This is a genomic window from Dyadobacter sp. 22481 (assembly GCF_052044875.1).
Taxonomy (GTDB): domain Bacteria; phylum Bacteroidota; class Bacteroidia; order Cytophagales; family Spirosomataceae; genus Dyadobacter; species Dyadobacter endophyticus.
This window is the reverse complement of record NZ_JBQENV010000003.1, coordinates 745,921-771,225: the sequence shown is the minus strand read 5'-3', so window position 1 is coordinate 771,225 and position 25,305 is coordinate 745,921. Positions and strand designations below refer to the sequence as shown.

The 25,305-nt window shown below is 49.3% G+C and carries 20 protein-coding genes; 4 read left to right on the top strand and 16 right to left on the bottom strand.

From position 1 onward, the window contains the following. Positions 1-217: 217 nt before the first annotated feature. Positions 218-1,888, bottom strand: coding sequence for a glutamine--tRNA ligase/YqeY domain fusion protein (locus tag ACTJJJ_RS21985; protein WP_440703038.1), 1,671 nt, complete (start codon positions 1,886-1,888; stop codon positions 218-220). Between the two features lie 104 nt (positions 1,889-1,992). Here ACTJJJ_RS21985 and truA point away from each other — a divergent pair, with 104 nt between their 5' ends. After that, positions 1,993-2,742, top strand: a complete 750-nt coding sequence (truA, locus tag ACTJJJ_RS21980; protein WP_188935649.1) for a tRNA pseudouridine(38-40) synthase TruA — start codon at positions 1,993-1,995, stop codon at positions 2,740-2,742. Here truA and ACTJJJ_RS21975 read toward each other — a convergent pair. From ACTJJJ_RS21975 to ACTJJJ_RS21960, 4 genes are all read right to left on the bottom strand, one after another. Next, positions 2,732-4,327 (bottom strand): aldehyde dehydrogenase (NADP(+)), encoded by a 1,596-nt coding sequence (locus ACTJJJ_RS21975; RefSeq protein WP_440703037.1) that lies wholly within the window; start codon positions 4,325-4,327, stop codon positions 2,732-2,734. The two genes, truA and ACTJJJ_RS21975, sit on opposite strands and share 11 nt — an antisense overlap. Before the next feature lie 111 nt (positions 4,328-4,438). Beyond that, a complete protein-coding gene (locus tag ACTJJJ_RS21970) occupies positions 4,439-5,401 on the bottom strand; it encodes an AAA family ATPase (protein ID WP_188935645.1) in 963 nt (320 codons plus the stop codon). 56 nt (positions 5,402-5,457) lie between these two features. Beyond that, the gene (locus tag ACTJJJ_RS21965) at positions 5,458-6,831 is read right to left on the bottom strand and encodes a peptidylprolyl isomerase (RefSeq protein ID WP_188935643.1); all 1,374 of its coding nucleotides are present in this window, start codon (positions 6,829-6,831) and stop codon (positions 5,458-5,460) included. 94 nt (positions 6,832-6,925) lie between these two features. Next, positions 6,926-9,217, bottom strand: a complete 2,292-nt coding sequence (locus tag ACTJJJ_RS21960; RefSeq protein WP_440703036.1) for a peptidylprolyl isomerase — start codon at positions 9,215-9,217, stop codon at positions 6,926-6,928. Between the two features lie 350 nt (positions 9,218-9,567). Here ACTJJJ_RS21960 and ACTJJJ_RS21955 point away from each other — a divergent pair, with 350 nt between their 5' ends. After that, complete coding sequence (locus ACTJJJ_RS21955) at positions 9,568-10,050, top strand: hypothetical protein (protein ID WP_188935640.1); 483 nt, start codon at positions 9,568-9,570, stop codon at positions 10,048-10,050. Positions 10,051-10,065: 15 nt separating this feature from the next. Here ACTJJJ_RS21955 and gloA2 read toward each other — a convergent pair whose 3' ends face one another. From gloA2 to ACTJJJ_RS21930, 5 genes are all read right to left on the bottom strand, one after another. Next, entirely contained in the window at positions 10,066-10,455 is a 390-nt protein-coding gene (gene gloA2 / locus ACTJJJ_RS21950; protein ID WP_188935638.1) for an SMU1112c/YaeR family gloxylase I-like metalloprotein, read from the bottom strand. A 41-nt stretch (positions 10,456-10,496) separates the two neighbouring features. Further along, positions 10,497-11,702 carry an acyltransferase family protein gene (locus tag ACTJJJ_RS21945; RefSeq protein WP_440703035.1) on the bottom strand — a complete coding sequence of 402 codons (1,206 nt, stop codon included), beginning with the start codon at positions 11,700-11,702 and terminating at the stop codon, positions 10,497-10,499. A 126-nt stretch (positions 11,703-11,828) separates the two neighbouring features. Further along, positions 11,829-13,547 (bottom strand): GMC family oxidoreductase, encoded by a 1,719-nt coding sequence (locus tag ACTJJJ_RS21940; protein WP_188935636.1) that lies wholly within the window; start codon positions 13,545-13,547, stop codon positions 11,829-11,831. Between the two features lie 64 nt (positions 13,548-13,611). Beyond that, complete coding sequence (locus ACTJJJ_RS21935; RefSeq protein WP_426295776.1) at positions 13,612-14,211, bottom strand: gluconate 2-dehydrogenase subunit 3 family protein; 600 nt, start codon at positions 14,209-14,211, stop codon at positions 13,612-13,614. A 227-nt stretch (positions 14,212-14,438) separates the two neighbouring features. After that, positions 14,439-15,494, bottom strand: coding sequence for a LuxE/PaaK family acyltransferase (locus ACTJJJ_RS21930; RefSeq protein WP_440703478.1), 1,056 nt, complete (start codon positions 15,492-15,494; stop codon positions 14,439-14,441). Positions 15,495-15,545: 51 nt separating this feature from the next. Between ACTJJJ_RS21930 and ACTJJJ_RS21925 the strand changes: the two genes are divergently transcribed. After that, on the top strand, positions 15,546-16,097 hold the full coding sequence (locus ACTJJJ_RS21925) for a hypothetical protein (RefSeq protein WP_440703034.1): 552 nt from the start codon (positions 15,546-15,548) through the stop codon (positions 16,095-16,097). 4 nt (positions 16,098-16,101) lie between these two features. Here ACTJJJ_RS21925 and ACTJJJ_RS21920 read toward each other — a convergent pair whose 3' ends face one another. Next, positions 16,102-17,385 (bottom strand): sensor histidine kinase, encoded by a 1,284-nt coding sequence (locus ACTJJJ_RS21920; protein ID WP_440703033.1) that lies wholly within the window; start codon positions 17,383-17,385, stop codon positions 16,102-16,104. Positions 17,386-17,658: 273 nt separating this feature from the next. Between ACTJJJ_RS21920 and hemA the strand changes: the two genes are divergently transcribed. Next, positions 17,659-18,918 carry a glutamyl-tRNA reductase gene (gene hemA / locus ACTJJJ_RS21915; RefSeq protein WP_440703032.1) on the top strand — a complete coding sequence of 420 codons (1,260 nt, stop codon included), beginning with the start codon at positions 17,659-17,661 and terminating at the stop codon, positions 18,916-18,918. A gap of 260 nt (positions 18,919-19,178) precedes the next feature. Here the strand turns inward: hemA and ACTJJJ_RS21910 are convergent, their stop codons facing one another. The 5 genes from ACTJJJ_RS21910 to ACTJJJ_RS21890 all read right to left on the bottom strand — a co-directional run bounded on the left by ACTJJJ_RS21910 (position 19,179) and on the right by ACTJJJ_RS21890 (position 25,197). Next, positions 19,179-20,969, bottom strand: a complete 1,791-nt coding sequence (locus tag ACTJJJ_RS21910; protein WP_440703031.1) for an ABC transporter ATP-binding protein — start codon at positions 20,967-20,969, stop codon at positions 19,179-19,181. A 53-nt stretch (positions 20,970-21,022) separates the two neighbouring features. Next, a complete protein-coding gene (locus ACTJJJ_RS21905; protein WP_440703030.1) occupies positions 21,023-22,357 on the bottom strand; it encodes a DEAD/DEAH box helicase in 1,335 nt (444 codons plus the stop codon). Positions 22,358-22,426: 69 nt separating this feature from the next. Further along, complete coding sequence (locus ACTJJJ_RS21900; protein WP_426295772.1) at positions 22,427-22,969, bottom strand: hypothetical protein; 543 nt, start codon at positions 22,967-22,969, stop codon at positions 22,427-22,429. Positions 22,970-23,071: 102 nt separating this feature from the next. Beyond that, positions 23,072-24,469, bottom strand: a complete 1,398-nt coding sequence (locus ACTJJJ_RS21895) for an ArnT family glycosyltransferase (protein ID WP_188935622.1) — start codon at positions 24,467-24,469, stop codon at positions 23,072-23,074. Positions 24,470-24,555: 86 nt separating this feature from the next. Beyond that, positions 24,556-25,197 (bottom strand): porin family protein, encoded by a 642-nt coding sequence (locus ACTJJJ_RS21890; protein WP_188935621.1) that lies wholly within the window; start codon positions 25,195-25,197, stop codon positions 24,556-24,558. Positions 25,198-25,305: the final 108 nt, after the last annotated feature.

Sequence of the window (25,305 nt, the reverse complement as noted above, 5' to 3'; positions counted from 1 at the left end):
CGGCAAGGAATTTGAATCGTGGAAATTGTTACACAAAGATAGATTCAAACTTTTTGCCAAGCAAGTTTATTTGTAAGCAATCTAATTAAATAGATTTTTTGCTCCAATGCCAATCAATTGCCGTCGACTTAAGTCGACGGCAAAAAGATCAAATTTTTGAAGATTGATACTAGGAAAATCTTTTTTGGCAGGTGGAAATGCAGAATGCTGCAATTGATTAATTGGCTGTTTTTGTCCAGTTATCCCGGAGAGTCGATGTCCGGTTGAAGACCAGCTTTTCCCCGGTACTATCCGGGTCTTTGGCAAAATAGCCTTTTCTCAGGAACTGGAACGATTCGCCTTCTTGCGCTTCCAGCAATGCAGGTTCTGCATAGCCGGTTATGACGTGCAATGAATCCGCATTGAGGTAGTCTTTGAAATCACCTTCTTCAGACGATGGGTCCTCGACAGAGAAGAGGCGGTCATAAAGCCGCACTTCGATTTCCACAGCGTGTTGTGCGGAAACCCAGTGCAATGTCCCTTTCACATTAATGCCCGTCGTGTCCTGCCCGCTTTTGCTGTTTTCAATGTAAGTACAGTGCACTTCGGTGATTTCGCCGTTTGCATCTTTCACTACATCATCGCATTGGATAATGTATGCGCCTTTCAGACGGACCATTTTACCGGGAGCGAGGCGGAAGTACTTCTTCGAAGGTACCTCCATGAAATCTTCTTTTTCAATAAAAATCTCACGGGAGAAAGGAATATCGCGGTTCCCGGTCGAAATATCTTCAGGGTTGTTTTCACTGTGGCACATTTCCGTAACGCCATCCGGGAAGTTGGTAATGACCACTTTCAGCGGATCGAGCACGACCATTCGGCGTAATGCTTTTTTATTGAGGTCCTCACGAACGCAGAATTCAAGCAGACCTACATCTACCATATTCTCCCGTTTGGCAATGCCGATGCGGTCGCAGAAATCACGGATGCTGAATGCCGTGTAACCTCTTCTGCGCATCCCGCTGATCGTCGGCATGCGTGGGTCGTCCCAGCCGCTTACATGATTTTCTTGAACCAGTTGGAGCAATTTACGCTTGCTGGTAACAGTATAGTTGAGGTTCCGGCGTGCGAATTCGTATTGATGCGATGGGTAAATACCCAATTTCGCGATCAGCCAGTCGTACAGTTCACGGTGCGGTGCGAATTCCAGCGTACAAATCGAATGTGAAACAGTTTCGATGGCGTCGCTTTGCCCGTGCGCGAAGTCGTACATCGGGTAAATGCACCATTTGTTGCCGGTGCGGTGGTGATGCGCATGTTTAATGCGGTACAAGATCGGATCGCGCATGAGCATATTGATGTGCGCCATGTCGATTTTCGCACGTAAGGTACGGCTGCCATCGGGAAATGCTCCGCTTTTCATTTGTTCGAAAAGTGCAAGATTTTCCTCAACGGTGCGGTTGCGGTAAGGGCTGTCCTTACCCGGCTCGGTAGGCGTTCCTTTTAGTGCCGCAATTTCCTCCGAAGTTGAGTCGTCCACATAAGCCAGTCCTTCGTTGATCAGCGTGACCGCGTAACCGTAGAGGGTATCGAAATAGTCGGAAGCATAGTTCTCGTTTTCCCATTCGTAACCCAGCCAGCGGATGTCATTCTTTATATTTTCAACGTATTCGGTGTCTTCCGTCACCGGATTGGTATCGTCAAATCGCAGATTGGTATAACCCGGAAACCGCTTGGTTAGCCCGAAATTCAGGCAAATGCTTGTAGCATGCCCAATATGCAGGTAGCCATTAGGTTCGGGTGGAAAGCGTGTAATAATCTGGGTATATTTTCCTGATTGCAGGTCAGCGTCAATAATCTCCTCGATAAAATTCAGGCTTTTCTCTTCTTTTTTCTCTTCCGTAATCATACTAAAATGAAATTTTCCAATTTTCAAAGTTAACCTTCTTCCCGCAAATTCCGCAATCGGCTGTGCGAAATCGTAAATCCCGAGGTTTGGCTTAATTTTGCAAAATGCGCTATTTCCTAGAATTCAATTATCGCGGTACGGCCTATAACGGCTGGCAAAAGCAGAACAATGCCTTGGGCGTCCAGCAGGTGCTGGAAGAAGCCCTTGCTAAAATCCTGAGAATGCCCGTCGAGCTCACGGGTAGCAGCCGCACCGACGCGGGTGTTCATGCAGAACAACAATTTGCCCATTTTGATTTGCCGGAAGCAATTGCGGATGCCGAACTGCTGGTTTATAAACTGAATGCCCTGGTTCCCAAAGATGTAGCGATTCAACGGATTATCCGGGTAGGTGATGAGGTGCATTCAAGGTTTGTGGCCACTCACCGAAAATATGAATACCGCATTACCTATCAAAAAAATCCCTTCCTGTTCGATTTGGCCACTCAAATGCGGCGAAACCTGGATGTAGCCCGTATGAATGAAGCGGCGGCGTTGCTGCTGATCCATAACGATTTTGAAAGTTTCAGTAAGATTCACACGAACGTAAATAACTTCCGCTGTACGATCACCGAGTCGCGCTGGGTGGAATCGGGTAACATGCTCGTGTTCCATGTCAAGGCGAATCGCTTTTTGCGCGGAATGGTACGAGCTTTGGTCGGAACGATGCTGGAAGTAGGTCGTCATAAAATCACGGTCGATGATTTTGAACAGGTAATCCTTTCGCGTAACAGAAAAAACGCCGGAGCCCAGGCCCCGGCGGAAGGTTTGTTTCTTGTGGAAGTAGGTTATCCCGAATCGCTGTTTAGTGAATAGCTTCCCTGGTCTGGACGTTGTCGACCAGTCTGAATATACCCAGCGGGTTGCTGTTCTTCAATTCGTCGGGTAGGAGCGAATCCGGCCAGTTCTGAAAGGATTGCGGCCGTACGAACCGCAGAATTGAATGTCTTCCCACCGATGTAAATTTGGAATCTGCCGTAGCCGGGAACGGCCCGCCGTGGTGAATGGACGGGCAAACTTCGACGCCGGTAGGCACGCCGTTCATGATAAAACGGCCGGATATTTTGGCCAGTTGCCGCACGATTTTTGGGTATTGTGCTACTTCCGCTTCTTCCGCGATCAATGTGGCTGTGAGCTGGCCTTTCAAATGCGACACAGCGTCGTATAATTCATCGGTATTATCACAGACAATCAGCAGCGAGAACGGCCCGAAAACTTCTTCATGCAATTTTGGATTGGCAATAAAGTTTTTGCCCGAAACCAACGCGATGGACGCCTCTGCCTGGTTTTGGGCTTCCGAATGGATTTCCGAAATAGCCAATGCTGAAACTTCCGGTTGCTCCAACGCTTCTCCGCGCAATTTGGAATAGGTTTTACAAATCCCCGCCGTCAGCATGGTGGCCGAAGGCGTGCGCAGGATTTCGTTTTTATAGGAATCCTGAAATGCTTCCAGTCCTTCTGTTTTTGTAGTAAATACTAACCCCGGATTTGTGCAGAACTGTCCGGCGCCGAGGCTCACTGAGCTGGCCAGCGTTTTACCGAGTTGAACGGCATTGTTTTTCAGATATTCGGGCAAAACCACGATCGGGTTTACGCTGCCCATTTCGGCAAATACCGGGATAGGCTCTTCACGCTCCTGCACAAGCCGGTACAGTGCCATCCCGCCCCGGTATGAGCCTGTAAACCCGACAGCCTTGCTGGCCGGATGCTTCACTAATGCGGTGCCGACTTCGAATCCATCGTCATAAAGCATGGAAAACGTGCCGTCGGGCATGCCTGTGCGTTGGGCCGCGCGTACGATCGCCTGTGCGGTCAGATCGCTCACGCCCGGGTGTGCGGGGTGGGCCTTTACGATGACCGGGTTACCGGCAGCTAATGCAGGCCCGGGATCCACCCCGGCCACCGAATAGGCAAATGGGAAATTGCTTGAACCAAATACGATCACCGGCCCGATCGGGACCAGCATTTTGCGGATATCGGGTTTTGGAGCCGGCGAGCGGTCCGGTAGGGCGGTGTCGATGGAAGCTTCCACCCACGAACCTTCCCGCAAAAGTTCCGCAAATTGCGTCAGCTGGTTGACGGTGCGGGCGCGTTCGCCTTGCAGCCGGGCAATGGGTAGGCCCGTTTCCTGGCTGGCTCGTTCGAGCAGCTGGTCACCTAATCCGAGTATTTCTTCGGTAATGGCGATGAGGAATGCGGCGCGTTCCGCTGGCGGCACTTGTGAATAGTTGTCGAATGCTTTTTCAGCAAGTTCCATTGTTTTATTTACTTCCTCAACGGTCGCGCATTGGAAAGTTTCAGGAAGGTAACTGTCTGTTGCCGGGACATAAGCCTTGAATTGCCTTTCGCTTTCAGCCGATAAAGCGTAGCCTATGAAGTTTTTGCCTAGAATCGTCGCCATGATGATGATGTGAATAATTGATTTGCCTATAAAACAAAAGTTTGTGCCATCCGCGAACGACACAAACCCATCATATTAAAATCGTAAATTCTTACTGACCGGAAAGATGCTTTAAAGCAGTCTCCCGATAATGTCGTCCACCGAAATACCTTCGGCCTCGGCCTTGAAGTTGCGGATGATGCGGTGGCGTAAAACCGGCGAGGCAACTGCTTTCACGTCTTCGATATCCGGCGAATATTTCCCCGAAAGCAATGCATTGCATTTTGCAGAGAGGATTAATGCCTGAGAAGCCCGCGGACCAGCACCCCATTCGAGGTAGTCGTTGGTATCCTTAATTGCGAGACTGCCATTCGGGCGGGTTTTATGCACCAGTTTTACCGCATATTCGATCACATGGTCGGTTACCGGCACGCGTCGCACGAGGTGCTGGAAATCCGTGATCTCTTCGGAGCTGATCACTTTTGTGACCTCGTAGCGAACATCCGTGGTGGTACTCTTTACAATATTGACCTCCTCTGCGTACGAAGGATAATCGAGCTGGATCATGAACATGAAACGGTCGAGTTGTGCTTCCGGCAGGGGATAAGTGCCTTCCTGTTCGATCGGGTTTTGGGTGGCGAGCACGAAAAAAGGCCTGTCGAGCGGGTGTTTCGCACCGGCAATGGTCACCGAATACTCTTGCATCGCTTCCAGCAACGCCGATTGCGTCTTGGGCGGTGTCCGGTTGATTTCATCGGCAAGGATGATATTAGCGAAAATCGGCCCCTTGATGAATTTGAAATTGCGGTTCTGATCGAGCGTTTCCGAGCCAAGAATATCGGAAGGCATCAAATCGGGCGTGAACTGGATCCGGTTGAAATTCAGGTCGAGAGAAGAAGCAATGGTTTGGATCAGAAGCGTTTTCGCGAGCCCCGGAACCCCTACCAGTAAGCAGTGTCCCTGGCAGAAAATGGCGGTGAGCAGTCTTTTAACAACTTCATCCTGTCCGATAATCACTTTCCCGATCTCACTCCGGATTTTATCATAAGCTACTTTCATAGCTTCGGCAGCTTCTACGTCCGATGAATACTTCACGTTATGTTTGGTTAGATTCCTACTCGTTAAAAGCAATGATTACCGCAGTTTTACCGCTATAAATCGTCGGCGTTGGCGGTCAGCCCAAGTACTTTACAATTTCTGTATTCGGGTTCGATGCTGATATAAACGTCGCCTTGCGCTTTTTTGAACCACTCTTCCAGCGCATTGTTCCGTTTGTTGCTTAGTACGATTTGAGACAATTTCTCGTAGTCGTCGCGGAGGTTAGCGGTATGCGGTTCCGATTTGCTTTTGTACCAAAGGATACGCATGGCGCTGCTCCCGTCTTCCAGACGGTACGAAACGGGCATACTCAAATCGCCTACTTTCATGGTATCGATCGCAAAATATAGCGCCGGGTCCATGGAGGCGTCGAGTGTCAGTTTCGACTGTCCTGTGCTTCTGTCCTGGATAAGGCCTCCGGATTCGGCAGTTTCTTTGTCGTCGGAGTTATTGAGGGCTGCTTTGGCAAATTTCAATGTATCACTCTTAATAAGCGTACGGAGACTGTCGAGCGCGCGCGTTGCCTGGGTCATGTCTGTGCCCTTATTGTAATCGGGGCGAAGGAGGATGTGCCTGGCGTGGTATTCCGCACCTCTTGTTTCGATAAGTTTAATAAGGTGAAAGCCGAATTGCGATTCTACGATTCCGGACATTTCCCCGGGTTTCAGTGCCAGTGCAGCACCTTCGAACTCGGGTACCATCGCACCGCGTTTCGCAAAACCCAGGTCACCGCCAATTTTGGCCGAACCCAAATCCTCCGAATAAATCTGCGCCAGCATGGCGAAATCTTCCCCTTTTTCAGCCCGCGCTTTAAGTTCCAGCAATTGCTGCCTCAGTTTTTCTTTTTGCTCGCGCGTAACCGTTCCTTTTTTGACGATATGGCCAACTTCCACTTCCGAAGGAATGTAAGGTAAGCTGTCTTTGGGGATGCCATTAAAGAATTTACGGACCTCCGCCGGTGTAATCTTTACATTGCCCGAGATCGTGCGCTGCATTTTCTCAACGATTTTTTGCTCCTTAACCTGCTGACGAAGCTCGTTTTTCAGGTTTTCAATGCTTTTTCCATAGGCTTCAACAATGTTCTTTTCTGAACCGAAGCGCTGGATCATGTAGTTCATCTTCCCATTCAGCTCTCCGTCGACTTCCTTGTCCTCCACGGACACGGAGTCGATTTCCGCTTTCGCGAGCAGCATTTTGTTGATGATCAGGGATTCAAGCAACTGGCATTTTTCAGGCGCCGTCCTTCCCTCGGCTTTGTACTGGTTGTACATGTCTTCCAGCTCCGAATTCAGGATGTAGTGATTATCGACCCTCGCGATGATTTTGTCCAGGCTCACTCCCTGCTGACCTTGTCCGTAGCTTATCACGCTGATCAAGAGCATGAAAGCGGCTATCAAATGAGCCCCGATCCATTTATTTACTTTCATATTTTCCTTGTATGCTGATTTGGATTATTGCGGGTTTTATTGAATTAAACTCCTAAAAATGAAACAGATTCGATTTACAAATGCTAAAATACGGCTAACGCTTAATTTTTTCTAATTCCTGTGCATTGACTTTGACCGGGAATTTTCCCTGTAACCTGGCAAGCCACTGCTTTTCCAGCTCTTTTTGGTAATCGTTAATCACCGTTCCCCGCGCTTCCGGGAAAGTTTTCGGGCGGGGCGGGTCTATTCTCACCACATTCGCCCATAGGAAACTTCCGTTGCCGTTTGCCGTCTGCTCGCCAGCCTGCCATTTAAAACCGGCGAACAACGCATCGGTTTTCGGGAAATAGCCTTCGCGGATCGTGACTGTCCCGGGAGCATCGGTATTATAAACCTTTTCCACATCGCTTTTCGACTGGCTGTAAAACTGGAAGGCTACCCTGCGGTTGCGCTCCGGCTCGGCCGATTGCCTGAAAGAACCGTAGTCTTTTTCTATGATACGCAGAATTGGGATGTTTCGTGCATTTAAATATTTCACAACATTGCGGGCGCGGGTTGACGAGATGATTTCCGGCTCGTCGGCGGAGCGGTACCCGGCTATTTCAACGACATAATCTGCGTTTTTTTCCATGATAATATAAAGGTCATTCAGCGCTTCCAGCTGCTGGTTGCCTATTTCTGCGGAATTTACCTGGAACAGCAGCTCCTTCGATTTTCTTTCCAGTTTATAGGGGCTGCTTGCCAGCGTTTTTTTTACGCTGTTCAAAGTTTGCGTGTCTTTTGCCGCTACGACGGTGGCGAATGCACGCTCGGGGTAGTTGTAACGCTCCTTGTTTCGCTCGTAAAAGGCACGCTGCCCGGTGGAGTCGGAAAGTGAACGCTGCCAAACCTGCTCTTCCATAATCTGCGAAAGGAGTACGCCTTCGCGGATTTCGTTCATCAGGCCGCGGAACTCCGGATTGGTCTCTTCTAAATGCTCTTTTTCATATTCCACCAGCGATTCGGTGACGTAATCGCTGTAAAAACGGTTGAAAACAACGGCTGGCGATGCGTCTTTCGGGCGGGGCTGCTGTTTGCGTTTGACGTAATTCAGAAATGACAAAGCGTCGTAAGGCTGCTGCTCGATCCGGAACAGCGTAATTGTCGACCAATCAGCTGAAACGGCCCGTTGGTAGTCCCATTTCCCTGTCCGGAGTGTACTATCGGCCAGTGTGGCTACTTGCTGCCATTGGTCGGCGGCTTCCTGCACGGCATATTTTGCCCGTAGCCGCTTTGCGTTAGCTTGCTCGATGACTTTGCTGCGTGAATCGGTCACTACCTTTTTGCGGAGCGACGGGGCCATATTCGCCAGCGTTTCGATCGGACGTTTTTCGACCAGGCGGATAATGTGCCATCCGTACATGGTCAGTATCGGCTGGGAATAGGATTGAGGACGGGTCAACGCAAATGCTGCTTCCTCGATCTCAGGCACCATCTGGCCTGTACCGAACATCGGCAGCAATCCCCCATTCTTTCTCGATTCGCGGTCGTCGGAATATTTTTCAACCACCATATTCCACTCCGTGCCGTTCTGTAATTGCGTATAAGCCGCTTCGATTCGCGCCCTGGCCGATTCCTTCTGAGCCGGCGTACCGGCGGTATCCACTTTCACCATGATATGCGCCACGCGGACCATGCCCCTGTTGGTGCGGCGGTCGTTGACTTTGATGAGGTGGTAGCCCGCTTTTGTTCTGACGGGCTGCGATACTTTGCCCACAGGCAATGCGTAAGCAGCTGTTTCGATGGGATAGAGCGTCTGGAACGCCGTAAAGTAACCCAAATCGCCCTTTGTAGTCTTCGCAGCCGGATCTTTCGAGAAACGTGCGGCCATATCGGCAAAATCAGTACCTTCTTCAAGGCGCCCACGGAGGGCAATCGCTGCCCGGTAAGCTTCGAGCGTGTCTGCAGGTGAGGCGTCTTCCGAGACGCCAACCAGGATATGCGATGCTCTAACTTCCTGTTTCAGACGATTATAGGCCTCGTTGGTCAGTTTTTCTACTAAATCTTTATCTACCAAATGGTTTTTCGCCAGCTGATCGCGGTAAGAAGCAATTTCTTCACGGTAATCCAGCGTGGTATCTTTTCCCTCTGATTTGGCTTGAAGTACCTTGATTTTCAGGTCGGTATAAAGTGGGAGGTATTCTTCAGGGCTTAGCGCTTTGGTCGAATCGGATGCAAACTTGTTTTTATTGTAGGAATCCTGATAATCATCGATTGAAAATTGCTCCTTTCCAATTTCGAGCAGCGGCTGTGTTTCGGCTACCGTTTGCTTGGGCGGGGCCGCGGTTTTACACGCGCTGACAAGTGAAATCGTAATGAGGCCAATATGGAACTGTATTTTGGACATATTCAGAATTTGTATTAGGCTTTCGCTGATGCTAAGTAAAAAAACCGCGATAGCGCTCAAATATTGTAAAGCCAGCAAAGTTAGCCGCTTTCTTGTCAGGACAAAAAAATGCCCGCAGGTATGTGGTTTGGTCAGTCCCCATTTCCCCATCTCGCCGCACACAGCTATGGCGAAATTTGCCCACAAAATGCGTTCGAAATTGTGCCTGATATTTTGAAAAAAGTTTAATAAACAATTTCTGTGATTTAAAAAAGAATTAGTGTTTAAATACCATTAAAAGGAGGCTTTGACCCCAATTCGGGTACAATTTTTTGAGAAGTTTTTCTACAACGCTTTAACTTTTACGGCATATGGAGGAGAGCAAAGGAAATGAGTTCATTCTGATGATCAGGGCGTTATGGAATGAGCAGAAGAAACGGGAAGTTCTGTATCTGGAAGCATTGAAAAAAGATGGTATGGGACCGTTCAGGCGTGTGCTCAGCCAGGGACATGTAAGCGCAGTCCTCTTTCAGAAGGAAATCCGTGCTGTATACGATTATTTCAAATGTTTTCTCAACGACAAGGAGCTAGCAGATCAAAATCAGATCGCTTCGCATGCTTCCTTGCAATTGCTTGAAAATGCGAATGGCAAGGAAGAAGTTGCTTCGTGCCTCAAAAAAATTGAAGCGGCCACGCTACAACTTTACAAATCGCTTCGCCATTATCTCGATCGGGAACCCGAGGCGCAACGCCTCATGGATGAGCACCTTACGCGTACGTCGGAGTTTTACGAAATGCTTTGTAAGCTCGAATCGGGTACCCACCGCAGCTACGGTCTTACGGCGGCAGCCTGACCTTCAACTTTTTTCTTAAATTTCATATAATTCAATAGGCAGGTCGTCGGGATCTGCGAAGAAGGTGAACTTTTTGCCTGTAAATTCGTCGATCCGAACCGGTTCGGGATAAATGTCCTTTGCATTTAAATCGGCGATCGCTTCTTCTACATTATCTACCTGGAATGCAATATGCCTGAGCCCGCAAGCTTCCGGGCGCGATACGCGTGCGGGCGGCGACGGAAACGAGAATAATTCGATGATGTATTGACCATTCAGCGAAAGGTCGAGCTTGTACGAATCCCGCGCATCCCGGAAAACTTCCCTGTCAATATTAAATCCAAGAATCTCTGTATAAAATTGTTTCGACTTCGGGTAGTCGGAGCAAATGATTGCGATATGATGTACAGCTTGCAGTTTCAGCATGTGAGAATAGTTGAGAATATGCCCAAAGATAGGTGCACAAGTCATATCTTGATAAAAATCTTCTTTTTGTACATCCACCGCAGGATCAGCCATTCGACCAGGAGGATCAGCGCACCACTGATCAGCGATGCATAACCATCCCCAAAAACGGCGTCGTAATGCTGCCCCAAATGTATTTTAAACGATCCACGAATGAAGCTGCCAAAGCCGTCGGCGATGATGTAGGCCGCAATGGAGTTGGTCCCGATCACGATCAGCGGGAAGAACCAGGATTTGTTTTCTTTTACATCCACCACAAAATAGAATGCGGCAAGTAGCAAAAATGCGCAGCCACCGCTGAAAAGTGTCCATGCCGGCGTCCAAATGCGTTTCACGATCGGGTTAAGGCCCGTGAAATGGAGCAGTAGTGCCAGTATCAAAAGTATAGCGGAAGTTACGACAAACCGTTTCAGCAACCACGCATACGACGTCGCCGATTTCAGCCATTTCCCGGCGATCAAACCTAGTATCATCGTCCCGAGTGTAGGGATAAAGCTCAACGTGCTGTAACCGCCACCATTGAACTCGAACGGCTTTTCGCGCGGGAAGAGGTTCAGGAACCAGCGGTCGAATGCCCAGGCTGCATTGGTATTTTTGTTCCAATGCGCTGCGAAACCTTTAAGGTTATGTTCCCAGTCGGCGGTAGTACCGGTCTGCGACCAGTCGAAATCGAGGGCAGGGAGCGGGTACAAGGCAAATGCGGCCGCGTAACCGATCAGAATGACACCCAATGCGCCCCAGGCTAGCGCGTCCCGTTGGATCTTTTCGGAAGCAAATCCCAGTGCAAAAAGGATTGGGTAGCCGAGGCCGATTTGCGTCAGGGTGTCTTCGAATGTAAAATTGGTTTGCTCTGAGTGCATTGAGCGCAAGAAAATGCCCAGGAACACAAGTATCAGCGACCGCCGGATCGTGTGCAGCCACATCATCGAAACCGATTCGCTTTTGCTTGCGCGGCTTGCCATCGAATAGGGTAATGCCACACCTACCAGAAAGGAAAATGAAGGTTGGATCAAATCGTGTAACGAACAGCCTACCCAGGGCACGTGGCTCTGGTGAAAATCCATGAACGCCCAGAAAGCGCTGTCCGGGAATGCCTCGGCAACTCTGCTGAACCGCAATACTTCGGCCATCATCAGGAACATCACAAATCCACGGTAGGCGTCGACAGACGAGACTCGTTGAGGCGGCAGGGTAGTGGTTTCTCTCAAAATAAGGCGGTTTAGGAAATGTTTTTAGGCAATACTAATAAATAGCCGGAATGGGTTACTTCCAAAAAGAAAAAACCCCGCAGGATTTACCTGCGAGGTTTTTATTGCAATTCGGATCGGAATCCGTTATACATTCATCTTTTTAAGCTCCTTCACAGCGTGGTCTGCCGCGCGCGCGGTCATCGCCATGTAGGTCAGCGACGGGTTCACGCAGGAAGCCGAGGTCATGAACGATCCGTCGGTAACATATACGTTCTCAGCACCCCAAACCTGGTTGTGCTTGTTCAGTACGGACGTTTTAGGATCGTTACCCATACGGGCAGTACCCATTTCGTGGATGCCGATACCCGGGTGTTTCGATTCGTCATTATAAGGAGTCACATTTTTGAGGCCGGCTGCTTCAAGCATTTCAGCAGCGTCGTTCATCATGTCCTGACGCATTTTCTTCTCATTATCACCATAAGCCGCATCGAAAACGACAACGGGCAATCCCCATTTGTCTTTTCTCGTCGGGTGCAATGTGAAACGGTTTTTCTCGTCAGGGATCATTTCACCGAAACCACCGATATTCATGGTCCAGCCGCCCGGTTGTGAGATTTCCTTTTTGAAGTCGGCACCGAAACCGTCTGTTCCTACGCCACGGCCCCAGCTTTCGCGGCTCGCACCACCCTGGTAGCCAAATCCGCGTACGTAATCGCGCTTGTCGTTGCCCCAGTTGCGATAACGTGGAATATAAATACCGTTCGCACGGCGTCCGAAATAGTATTTGTCTTCAAAACCATCCACATCGCCTCTTGCGCCTACTGCCAGGTGGTGGTCCATAATGTTACGTCCCAGCTGGTCGCTGTCGTTACCCAATCCATTCGGGAAGCGCTTCGATTTCGAGTTCATCAGGATCGACGAAGAAGCGATAGCAGAAGCATTCATAAAGATGATTTTAGCAAAATACTCCTTCGTTTCGAGCGTATTCTGGTTGATCACGCGCACGCCGGTTGCTTTATTCAGCTTGTCGTCGAAAATTACTTCCGAAACAATCGTATCCGGGAGTAATGTGAGGTTGCCGGTTCTCTGCGCTGCGGGCAACGTAGCTGCCTGCGTGCTGAAATAGCCTCCGTACGGACATCCGCGCATACACATGTTACGGAACTGGCACGCCGCCCGTCCGAGCTCGGTATGGAATGCCTGCGGCTGGGTAAGGTGCGCAGCACGGCCCATGATGATGTGGCGGCCTGCAAATTTCTTCTCCACCTCGCCTTTTACGTGCTTTTCCACGCAGTTCATTTGCATGGGAGGCAGGTAATTGCCGTCGGGCAGCACATCCAGGCCATCTTTGGCACCACTGATACCCGCGAATTTCTCCACGTAGTCGTACCACGGCGCGATGTCGGCATAGCGGATCGGCCAGTCTACGCCGATGCCTTCTTTGCCGTTTGCTTCGAAGTCGGCGGCGTTCAGGCGGTAGCTCTGGCGACCCCACAGCAGGGAGCGGCCCCCTACGTGGTATGCACGGATCCAGTCGAATTTCCGTGTTTCTTCGTATGGATTTTCTTTGTCATTTTCGAAGAGGTAGCGGTGCTCTTCGTTGGCGGTATAGCCTGTGCGCATACCAGCCCAGTATTCTTCTTTTGCCACTGTGGTTACCCGGCCGCGGTGTTCGAGTTCCCAGGGGGCGAGGGTGGCAGTTTTATAATCGACAATATGCTTGATATCCCGGCCTCTTTCGAGCATCAGGACTTTCAAGCCTTTCTCTGTCAGCTCTTTTGCGGCCCATCCGCCGCTTATGCCCGAACCAACCACTATCGCGTCATAAGTGGCTTGTTTTGTTGCTTTTATGTTCAGATTCATGATGAATATGCTTCAAATTTTTTTAAATATGGCCTTGGCAGCCACTTACTTGAATATTTTGGGATTACATTGCCCAGTTTTTCTGGCCCGGTTTCAGGTCGATGCAACCGTCGTAGCGACCGGGAACGGCGACGTATTCCAGCGCCTGGGTAGCTCCTGGCTCGGACGTGAAGTAACCCAACAACGTCAATTCCTTCATCAGACGGAAAAACGGCACACCGGCGTCGGTATATTCCTTGCCTGCCTCAGTATATTTCTTCTTCTCTTCACCTGCTTTGGAAAGCTCTTCTTTTGCATTGGCCTCCATTTCTTTCAGGATCTTGGTTTGCTCTTCTGGCTTCGCTTTCAGGAAATCCTTCTTCTCTAACTCTGCCAAACCCTTGTTAAAGCTTTCCTGATCTTTGGCCTCATAGCAGTCTTTCAGCATCATTTCAATAAACTCACCCACTTTGGCATCCTTTGCGCCCGGGGTGTCTGTTTTGGGAATGATAATTTCAGCCACTTCCGAAACAAGTGCCTTGCGGTCCGCGGAGAACGGAAAGGTCATCGCTGAGGCAGTTTCCGTAGAAGACTTACAGCCTTCCAGAAAAGCCAGCATGGTGGGCGCGGAGAGTGTGCCACCCATTAATAGTGCCACACGACCAAGGGCATCACGTCTTTTCATCTGATATACTTAATATAGGTTAACAATCCAAAGTGTAATTCTACATTTGATAAATGCAATTTTGAATAGCCTGCTAATTTAGGAAATATTCTGACTCGTTAGTTGGTTAGAATGATTCTATATAGGGCCCAGCGCTGTATCAGGCTATTTAAGAGCGCACTTTAAGGGATTAAATTTACATTAAAATGTAACCGATCGTTATTTGCGAATCTGGACATTTGAACGACTTAGATTACCATTAAATTGCAGCCGCGGATATCCGAGTTGTCGAAACGCCCCATCACATAAAATGTGCCGGGTTTTTCTCCAAACCTTCCCAGGTCCTGCGTCTCAATGAACGAACAGGTATCCAGATTGGCCAGGTCGACCACGTTGATCCCGCCGGTTTTGGACGAACCCAGGTTGTGATCGCTGACCGCAAACGGATCGTTGATATCGCGTAGCAGAATGCGCATCGAATGCCCGGGATTGAACAGGCCATTCCCTTGTGAATATCCTTGCGAAAGCAGTTCCGTCATTCCATATTCGGAGTGGATCACAGGCACGCCAAAACTTGCCGTCAGCATGTCGTGTACCTCTTCCCGCAGCAACTCCGTGCGGCGCCCCTTCATTCCACCGGTATCCATAACGGTAAAGTGTTCGATTTTTTGCAGGAACGAAAGATCGAAGCTGCTCTCCGCCAGGTCCAGCAGGGCGAATGTAACGCCCAGTAACAGAACGCCCTTTCCGTCGGGGTTCTCAGCAAGGTGGTGCAGGCGGTGCAGCATTTCACCGGCATTATTAAGGTAAAAACCCGAATATTCCGATTCGCTCTCCTCAATAAAATGTTGCATCATATACACCAGTGAAGAGTTGTTTCGTTCAAGGTATGAAGGTAGCAGGGCGAGAATATGAAAGTGGTTCAGGTCGCCATAGGTATGCTGGAAAATACGATAGGAAATAGCTTTGTAAAGCGGTTCGTCGTAAAGATGGTGGTGACTTGTGGCCTGTCCGGTAGTTCCGCTGCTCTGAAACACTACATGCGCGTCCGAAGAATGCCCCGTAGCGACGCGATGATTTTTAAAAAACTGGATTGGAAGGAAAGGGATTTCGGTCAGTGCGGTAATCCGCGTGGGATCGACGCCCAGGTGCCGGATATATTCCTTGTAAACAGGATTGTATTCGGCCTGAAAACGGAAAACCCTGAGCGCAAGCGGCTCAAAATCGACCGGTTCGACGGTTACGATCTGTTCCCGCAGGCCTGCCCGTATTTCGGCAATGGTTTTATTGTTTTGAAGTTCCAATCCGCTTACTTTCGTAGATACTAAAAAAGCAAAGTTAAAAATAGAACTCATATGAAGCTGAAAGTTTCCTTGTTCATACTATTGGCGGCTGCATCGACAGGCTGTGTCGACATTCCCGATTTCAGCGATACCCCAACAATATATTATAATGGCATCTCGCAGGAGACGAGGATGGACTCTGTTCTTGGCGTTCCACAGGAAACCGAAGTTGTAACTATTACGATTGATTTCGAAGACGGCGACGGCGATCTTGGTGCGTCTAATGCGAATGTGCAGGATTCGACCTTTACAAGAAAATACCGGAATGTGCCGGGCTGGAATCTGGAAGGCAACTATGAGCTGGTTACAATGACACAGAATAAGGATAGCACCTGGTCTGAGTCTATTTTGCCTGGTGACAGATTTAAGTTTTTCCCGCTGCTTAAAACGGACGGGAAGTCGGGTCCTATCAAGGGGAAACTGGATTTGAATGCACGTTTCCGGAGATTGGGAACTGCTGTTCCAACGAAAATGAAATTCAAAATCCGCATTATCGATCGTGCATTCCACATCAGCAACCAGACGGTTGAGACGGATGTGGTGAGTGTACCACTCTGGAAATAGCTTTTTAAGATTCTTCTACAATATCGGCATTCAGGATAATCCTGAATGTCGTTCCTTTTCCCACCTCAGAGTTTTTTACGAACAGCTTGCCGGCGTGGTAATTTTCGATAATCCGTTTTGCCAGCGTTAGTCCCAGGCCCCATCCCCGTTTTTTGGTGCTGAAACCCGGATTGAAGATCTTGCTGGCCTGCGCCTTGGTCATACCCTTGCCGGTATCGGCAATGTCGATCCAGATTTCCTTCGCACGCGGGGGCGCTTGCAGCGTAACGTGGATTTCCCCGATGCCGCCCATGGCATCCACCGCATTCTTACAGATATTCTCGATCACCCATTCAAACAGGTTCTTGTTCAACAGCGCGGTTTGCTCTTCGGCGAGTTGGTTATGGACTTCAAATTTCACCTTGGAAGAAACCCGTCTTTCGAGGTAACTGATGAAGTTGGCTACAATCACCGCGAGAGGCTCCTGCCGCAATGTCGGAACGGACCCGATGTTGGAAAAGCGTGTCGTGATCATTTCCAGCCGTATCACATCCTTTTCAATTTCTTCGGCGATCGACGGGTCTATCGACGGGTCGCTGCGAAAATACTCGACCCAGGCCATGAGTGACGAAAGCGGTGTGCCCAGTTGGTGGGCCGTTTCTTTCGCCAGACCCACCCAGACGCGGTTCTGTTCCGCTTTTCGTGCCGAACTGAATGCGAGATAGGCCAGGTAGCCGATCAGCAGCATCACCGAAAGCTGTAAAAATGGGTAGTAACGAAGCTGTGTAAGCAGGAAGGAGTTGCTGTAATAAATTTTTCCGGACCGCCCTTTGCCAATTTCCACCGGAATAGGCGGGTGTTCGAGTTTCATTTCTTCCAGCCTTTCCTGGATAATGCGCTCACGTTCCTGCCGGCTTATTTTAACCGGGAATTTAATGTTCTTGTTCGGGTTGGGGATATTGTTTTCGTCGACATAAATGGCCGGTATCTGATAGAAATTTACAGCATCCTCGATAACCTGATAAATCACATTGAAATTCTCATCCAGCGGGCTGTTCACGACGTAACGCAGACCTTCCGCATAGAGCTGCACTTCCCTTTCTTCCCTTTCTTCAAGCTCTTGCACCAGTTTATCCGTATAAAAGAGCGAACCGATACTCAGGATGAGCAGGATGATCCCGATCACGTATTTGTAGAAGCTTTTCTGGTCGTAAGTGTCCATCAATGAACGACGCAGACGCTGGCTGTTCAGGATGGCTACGGGGTGCAGCTTGAAACGTGGTTTTTCATTTGGGGTTTCGCTGATCATTCAGGGTCGGGCACAATATGCCCGATGTTAATGTTATAGTCTACAAATAACGTAAATAATTTGACCTTAGTGGCTTCATGACCGTTTTTCATCACCGTCTCCGATCAGTTCGGGATATGACCAAAATCATGTTTTGAATGCCTTCGCGGTGTGAAATTTGTATGACTTACGACAGTTTTATTTAAATGCTTTCTAAATAAGTGAACGGTCATAGTTCCACATTCATATTATGATTTTTGTACAGTATTTTTGTGAATCGAATTAGACAAAGTGATGTATAACCAGTTCAAGTCAGTCAGTTTATCACATCGGAATGCCCCTCTTGCTATCAGGGAACAGCTTGCATTGAATGAGGCGGAAGCAAAGGGCATTATGCTGCGTCTGAAAGATTTTTTCGATATCTCCGACGTTCTTGCCGTCTCTACCTGCAACCGCACCGAAATCTATTACTCCGCCGCCAACGATCTTAACGAAGACATTATCAAGCTTTTGCTGATCGAAAAAGGGGTTGAGGATGTAGAAGGTTTCAAAGCATATTTCGAACAATTCGCCGAAGGCAATGCGGCTGTCCAGCACTTGTTCCACGTAGCCACAGGGTTGCAGTCGCAGGTGGTAGGGGATATGCAGATCCCGAATCAAATCAAGCATGCATATCAATGGTCGGCCGACCTGAATATGGCCGGGCCGTTTTTGCACCGCCTGCTTCACACGATATTTTTTGCAAACAAACGTGTAGCGCAGGAGACTTTCTTCCGCGATGGCGCTGCTTCCGTTTCTTATGCGGCCGTCGAGCTGCTCGAAGGGCTGATGCCAAACCCCAAAATCCTTGTGGTGGGCCTTGGCGAGATCGGAACGGATGTATGCCGTAACCTATCCCAGAACACCGATGCGGAAGTAACGCTGGTGAACAGGACCCGCAGCAAAGCCGAAGCGCTCGGTGCTGAGCTGGGATTTCGGGTGGCGGATTTTGCTGATATTGAATCCGAAATTTCGCGTGCCGACATTATCGTATCGTCCATCCAGCGTGAAGAACCTTTCTTTACCAAGGAAATGATGGTGCGCCTCCGCGGCATGTCTTTCAAATATTTCATCGACCTCTCCGTACCGCGCAGCGTATCGCCGGAAGTGGAAGAAGTTCCGGGCGTAATGCTTTACACGATCGACTCGATCCGCTCGAAAGTTGATGAAGCACTGCAGCGCAGGCTCGATTCCGTACCGCACGTAGAAGAGATCATTAACGAAGCGGTGGTTGAATTCAACGACTGGTCACGCGAGATGATCGTTTCGCCAACGATCCAAAAGCTGAAAGGCGCGCTGGAACAGATCCGCAAGGAAGAGTTGACCCGTTTTACGAAGAACCTCACCGAATCGGAGCTGGAAAAAGTGGAACGCATTACCACCAGTATGATGCAGAAGATCCTCAAACTGCCTGTTCTCCAACTAAAAGCGGCGTGTAAAAGAGGAGAAGCCGAAACGCTGATCGACGTGTTGAACGACTTGTTTAACCTTGAAAAAGAGACAGAAAAACATTAATATCACATAGACCTCTTCCAATATCTAGCTCCCAGGCCTGGCCTGGGAGTTTTTTTATGTACACAAAAAAGAGAGGGTGGCATTTGCCACCCTCTCTATGTATTACCTTACCCTCCACAATAATTAAATTGTATCGTCAATTCCGACCGCGGCGTAGCGCAAACTACGCGTAGGCCAGGATCGGTTGTTCTTCATCTTGCAACCACATACGATTGAGAGATCGCTTCAGATCATTGAAACGAAAAAATATTTTTATTTTTCTAATCCTGCTCCCTGCTCATGGTTTCGAGCATTTTGCCGAGGTTCAGGCTTCGGGCAGAAGCGTTGAATATCTGCCTGTAAACACCATTTTGCTCATACAGATCTTCATGTTTGCCGGATTCGACGATCTGCCCTTTTTTCATGACATAGATCTGATCGGAGTCGAGAATCTGTGCCAGGCTGTGTGAAATGATTACGACCGTCCGGTTCTTCTTGATCGCATCCAGGCTGTTCTTAATCTGCTCGGTGGCGATGGCGTCGAGGCTGGCGGTGGGTTCGTCGAGGAAGATAATGGGTGGATTTTTAAGAAAAAGGCGTGCAATGGCAATGCGCTGTTGCTGGCCACCGGAAAGCAGCTGCGCGTCCGTCTCATACCCGCCGGGTAGTTCCATGATCTGATCGTGCAGGTAGGCGCTCCGGGCCGATTCCACGAGCTCCTCCCAGGTGGCGTCCGGCTTTCCGTAACGGATATTCTCCGCGATGGAGCCTTTAAAAATGTGGTTCTTTTGCAGCACCATTCCGATCGCATTCCTCAATAACGGCAGATCATATGATTTTAGCGGTTGGTCGTCGAGCATGATCTCACCGGAATCCTGCGCATAAAAACCCACGAGCAGATTGATAAGCGTACTTTTGCCGGCACCCGAGAGCCCGACCAATGCAGTCGTTTGCCCGGATTTGATCTCTATATCGATCCCGAAAAGCGCTTTGGTGCCATTGGGATAGGCGAATGACACATTGCGTAGGATATAGTCACCGCGAAACGGGTCTTTCACCGTTTTTCCGCTGCTTTCCACCGATTCACTGGCATCCAGGATGTCAAAGAATCCTTCCGAATAGGTAAGCGCGTCATTCATCTCGTCGTAAATCCGGTGTAGCTGGCGAATAGGGGCGGACACATTGTTAAATAACAGGATATGGAACATGATGGCGCCGATCGACATTTGCTGGTCGAGCACGAGGTAAGCCGTGAGAATGATGATCAGTACCACGCCGATTTGCTCGATAAAGCTCTTGATACCGTCGTAGGTAAAGTTGGTTTTCCGCGTTTTGAGCTGCGAATCCATCAGCTCCATTTGCAGGCGGTACTGCTTTTCGCCTTCCAGCTTCTCGCGGACAAAGGACTTGATCACGATCACCGATTCGATGAGGTTGATGAGCCCGCTGCTTTTATTCTCGCGTTGCCGTTTCAGCTTGCGCCTTACGCCCTGCAACTCGCCGGCCTGCTTAAAACTTATCCAGAAATAAACCGGCAGAATAGCCAGCGCTATGCAGCCGACGTAGAAATTGGCAGAGAACATAATGCCTAATGCCACGACCGCGTTGGCAAACAATGGCAGAATGTCGATAAAGAAGTTCTGGATCAGTTTCGTGAGGCTCTCCACGCCCCGGTCGATACGGGTTTGCAGCTTGCCTTTCTGGTTCTCATTATCGCTGAAAAATGCCAGATTATAAGTCAGGATGCGGTTAATAGCATTCTGTGCGAGGTCGCTGGAAACTTTGATCCGGATTTTTTCCCCGAAATACCGCTGTCCGAAAACGATGAACGTGTTGACGATCTCTTTAAGGAAAAGTATCGCGGTGATCTGAAGAAGCAGCTCCTTGCCTTGTTGAATGCCCCAATGCTTGTTGAGCATCGACTGCACGGTGTCGACGGTGTAGCGGAGCACCCAGGGGTTTACCTGTGCCGTAACGGCACCGAGTAAGGTAAGGAATAATGCAAATGCGATTTGCCGGTGGTACGGCTTGACGAAAGGTCGTAGCCTTTGAAAGATTTGCCAGATATTCATGCAGGTTCAACAAGAAATCCCGCAAAATGATTTGAATATCTGGCAATTGACGATTACTTACTTTTCTTTCCCGAGCGCTTGATCGGCCGGCCGTATTTGGCCATTTTTTCTTTGGCATGGTCTCGACGGACATTAACCTTCTGGTTTTTAGCCTTCTTCTCATGAAACGCCGGCCCCACGTCCTCACGTTTAGGACGTTTTAGCTCGATGTTTTTCATGAAAATTTTAGGCTCCTCGTCGGGCAGCAGCACTTCGGAGACTTTCAAATCTTCGGGCAATGGAAGGATGGGTATTTCGAAATCCATCAGTTCCTCGATCTCCTGCTGAAATGGCTTTTCACGTTCAGTAATAAAGGAAATGGCAATGCCTTTCTGGTCGGCGCGTCCCGTACGCCCGATTCTGTGAATGTAGTTTTCCGGGACTTCGGGAATGTCGAAATTGAATACGTGCGAAACTTCCGCCACATCGAGCCCCCGGGCGATAATGTCGGTGGCGATCAGGATGCGGTAATTGCCCGAATGGAACTGCCGGATGGTGTTGAAACGGTGGTTCTGGTCTTTGTTGGAATGGATCACACCGATTTTGTTCATGTAGCCCAGTTCGAGTTGCCCAAAAAGCTGATCTGCCAGCTTTTTGGTAGCCACGAAAATCAAGACCTTGTTCATTTCCTCGTGGCGGTCCAGCAGTAGGTCGAGCAGGTTGACTTTTGTATAAAAATTGGGAACATAATAGGCCTGCTGCTCGATATTGTCGAGAGGCGTTCCGACGGGTGCCGCTTCAATACGTACAGGGTCATTGAAATACGTCTTCATCAACGCTTCTACTTCCTGGGTAATAGTGGCCGAAAAAAGCAGGTTCTGGCGTCGCTGGGGAAGCAAATCCAGGATGTTTTTCAGTTGCGGGCGAAAACCGAGATTCAGCATTTCGTCCACTTCATCGATGACCAGCTTTTTCACAGATTTGGTTTTCAATGAGCCGTTCATCGCAAGGTCGTACAGGCGGCCGGGTGTAGCTACCACAACGTCGGCACCTTCGTGGAGTTCGGCCATTTGTACTTTGATATTGCCTCCGCCGTACACGCCGACCGCTTGCAGCGGGGTATAGGCGGCCAGCTTCCGCACTTCCTCGACCACCTGCACGACGAGCTCGCGCGTAGGTACAAGGACGAGGAGTTGCGGTAGCCGGTCTTTCGCATATTCGATCTGCCGGAGTGTCGGTAATAAATAAGCGAATGTCTTTCCGGTGCCGGTTTGTGCGATGCCGCAGACGTCTTTGCCGGACATCATTACCGAAAAAACCTTGTGCTGGATGGTGGTCGGTTTTATATATCCCGCTTCGGAAAGTGCTTTTAGAAGCGGTTTGGTGAGATTTAAATCTTCAAAGGTCATAATGCAGTTCGTAATAGACTACAAAGGTACGGCTAATCCCTCTGAACGCATTATGACCGCCGGTTTTATCTATTCTTGCCGGGTATGAGCGGCGCGCCTGAATAATAAAGCCGACCCAGTAAACAGCCATGCAAAGCAAGAATGCAAGGCAAAAACGGCCGCCAGGCCATTAGCGAAAGCCGGCGTACCGATCGCCCAGGCCACCAGCGGCACCAACATCATTGCAAATGCTGTGGCAAATAAGGCGTTCGACATGCCTTTCGGTTGCAGACGCGAGATTATTGCCCCCATCAAACCCACCAGTAATACGCCAAAATACATCATGTTAGCGGGATTATCCCCGAGAATGCCGCCCACGGCCACATTCATCCAAACGAGTAGCAACACCGCAGCCACGGCCAGTCCGAAAGCTAGCTGATAAGCGCGATTTCCCATCTTCTTCATGGTAAGGAGCTCGTACACGACGCGCGCGCCCCCAAGTGCAAGCACAGATGCGAGTACAAAAGCGCCCGGTTTCCAGTGCCAAAGGGCAAGAGCAGTTAGCAGCAAGGGAACAAGCACAATGACGGCAACGATATGCCAGGGCGACAATCTGGTGTTAATGGTTTGCATAAGGCAGGTGATCGTTTAAGTTTGAAGATTCAAATTTATAAAAGTACTTTGTATTTCAAAGTAAAATAAAATGAAAATCTACAAATCTTTCTAACAGCTGATTTACAGTCTGATTAATACTTTGGATTGCACATAAGAAGCCCGGGTGTTGGGATCTAGAAAGCGAAAGTCGAGAATCCTTCGCGGGTATTCTTCACAGCTTCCGAGAATCTTCAGGTCGGGGCGGATGGCTTTGAATTCTCCCAGGAGATTTTGGTGGGTATAAACCAGGCAGTTCTTCGTACCCACGAGCTTGCCAAAGTCGTCGACTTCGGTAACCTGGACACCCGAGTAGAAACGCAGACTATATGGCGTGCCTGCCTGGTAACTGTAAAGACTGTCGCGCCCGGCACCATTCGCCCTCGCGATAATGCCGAGCTTAGCAGCCGCCTGGTATTCGTAAATGTTAGGATAAAAATAGGTGGTGAGTACCAGATTGGCCCCTATTGCAAATACGACACAGCCGACTATGAGCTTGTTGCGGACAGGTGAAAAGAAAATGAGCCAGGTAAGGACGCTGAGAAGCGCCATGAAATGAATCAATCCATAATAATTATCGGCGGGAAAAGTGAACCAGACGAGGCAGAACAGTAATGCGAGGGCCGCGTATGCTGCTACGGCGTGCACGTAAGCGAGCAGCCCTGAGAATGTTGCCGGGTCGCTTTCAAGGCGGCGGATGATGTACACCGCCGTAATCACCGAGGCCACCGGATAGGCCATGTACACATCAAAAGTTGCCGGGAATGGGTTGAAGTAGCTGAATACAAACGGTGCAATGATCGCGATCAGGGCGATCAGTTCATACTTCTGGTTTCGGTTGTAATCGGGGAAGATGACTCGCTGAACGAGGTCGATAAGCGCGAGGATCAGAAAGATCGTCCATGGAGAGAATGTAATAAAAAGGGTTAGCAGAGGGTCGGTAGGCCATTGGCCTGCGCTGTCGGGGAATGTGTTCTTAACAAGTATGAGCCCGGCCGTGCCCAGGAAGGACAACAGCAGGCTGGTTATCTTTTTGGTTTCGACATAGCTGCTGATCTGCCATATTGTAAAAATGAGACAGGCTGCAAGGTAACTCGCATCTCCCAGCTCATTGTTGACCAGAAAAGTGGCCTGTGACGTCGCTAAAATCAGTACGGAAAGGACGGCTGACTCCGCACCGGCAACGGATCGGGTGAACTGATAAACACAAAAAAGACTGAACAGAATAGCCAGAAAACCAGGAATGTGCAGGGAGAGCTGGTTGATCCCGAAAAGCCGCATAGCGCCGACCGAAAACGAAATAATGGGGGCGGATATGCCGGTTTGCTCGATCAGACGACCATTTTTAACGGTTTCGGCTGAAATAGCTGCTATCTGAGCGGATAAATCTTCCGGAATCAGCATCAACCAGCCGATCATCCAGATCAGCACGGCTGTTCCCAGGCCCCATTTGGCAATTTTCGACAAATCCTTTTGAAGCATAGGCAGCGTGCGTTTTATTCCATTGGAACAAAAATAAAGAAGGGCACTCAAATTTGGATGCCCTTCTGTTCACGAATCATAGTGTGTTAGCGCGTACGTAGTCTTCCCGTATTTTTGTTGTAGGTGCCCAGCGGGAAACTCAGCCCCACGTTGATACCCCAGTTGTTGTTTTTGACCTTTGCATTGTCGAGCCTGGTGACGTCGATCAATCCCAGACCGTACCGTGCATCGAAATTCAGCCATATTTTTTCCTGCAAGCGGTAATTCAATCCGGCACCGAAGGTAAGGCCGAGGTCAAATGGGGCGTAAATACGGTTGTTGGAGTCTCCGTTGATATTGTTGCCGTTTTTGTCCCGCGCGCCAACCAGGAAATTGAGGTTGGGGCCAAGGAAAATTTTGGGGCGAACGCGGTCACCGTAGCGTCCGAAGAAGAAAGTGGCCAGCAGTGGAGCCTGAATGTAGTTTAGGTTGATTTCATTGGTTTTGTTGTTGATCTGTGCGCCAAGCTGGGTGAAAAGCAACTGCCCGCTAAAACCGAAGCCCGATTCGGAGCTGTAATTGTAGAAGCCACCTATTGTCAATCCTGGTTTCCAGTCCGTGTTCGAAACATCGCCGCGGAAATTGGCAATCGACAATCCTACAAGCGGACCTATGGAAACGTTTTCCTGAGCTTGTGCCCGCGAGCTACAAAATACGACTGCGAGCAGCAAAAAAATACAATTTTTCATTTAAATATGAGTTTGGGTGCGTCAAGGCTATTAGACATAAATTATATGCCAATCATGCTTGTTGTGCACGATTCCATTTAACCAGCTTATCCCTAGGGCCGTGTGGAG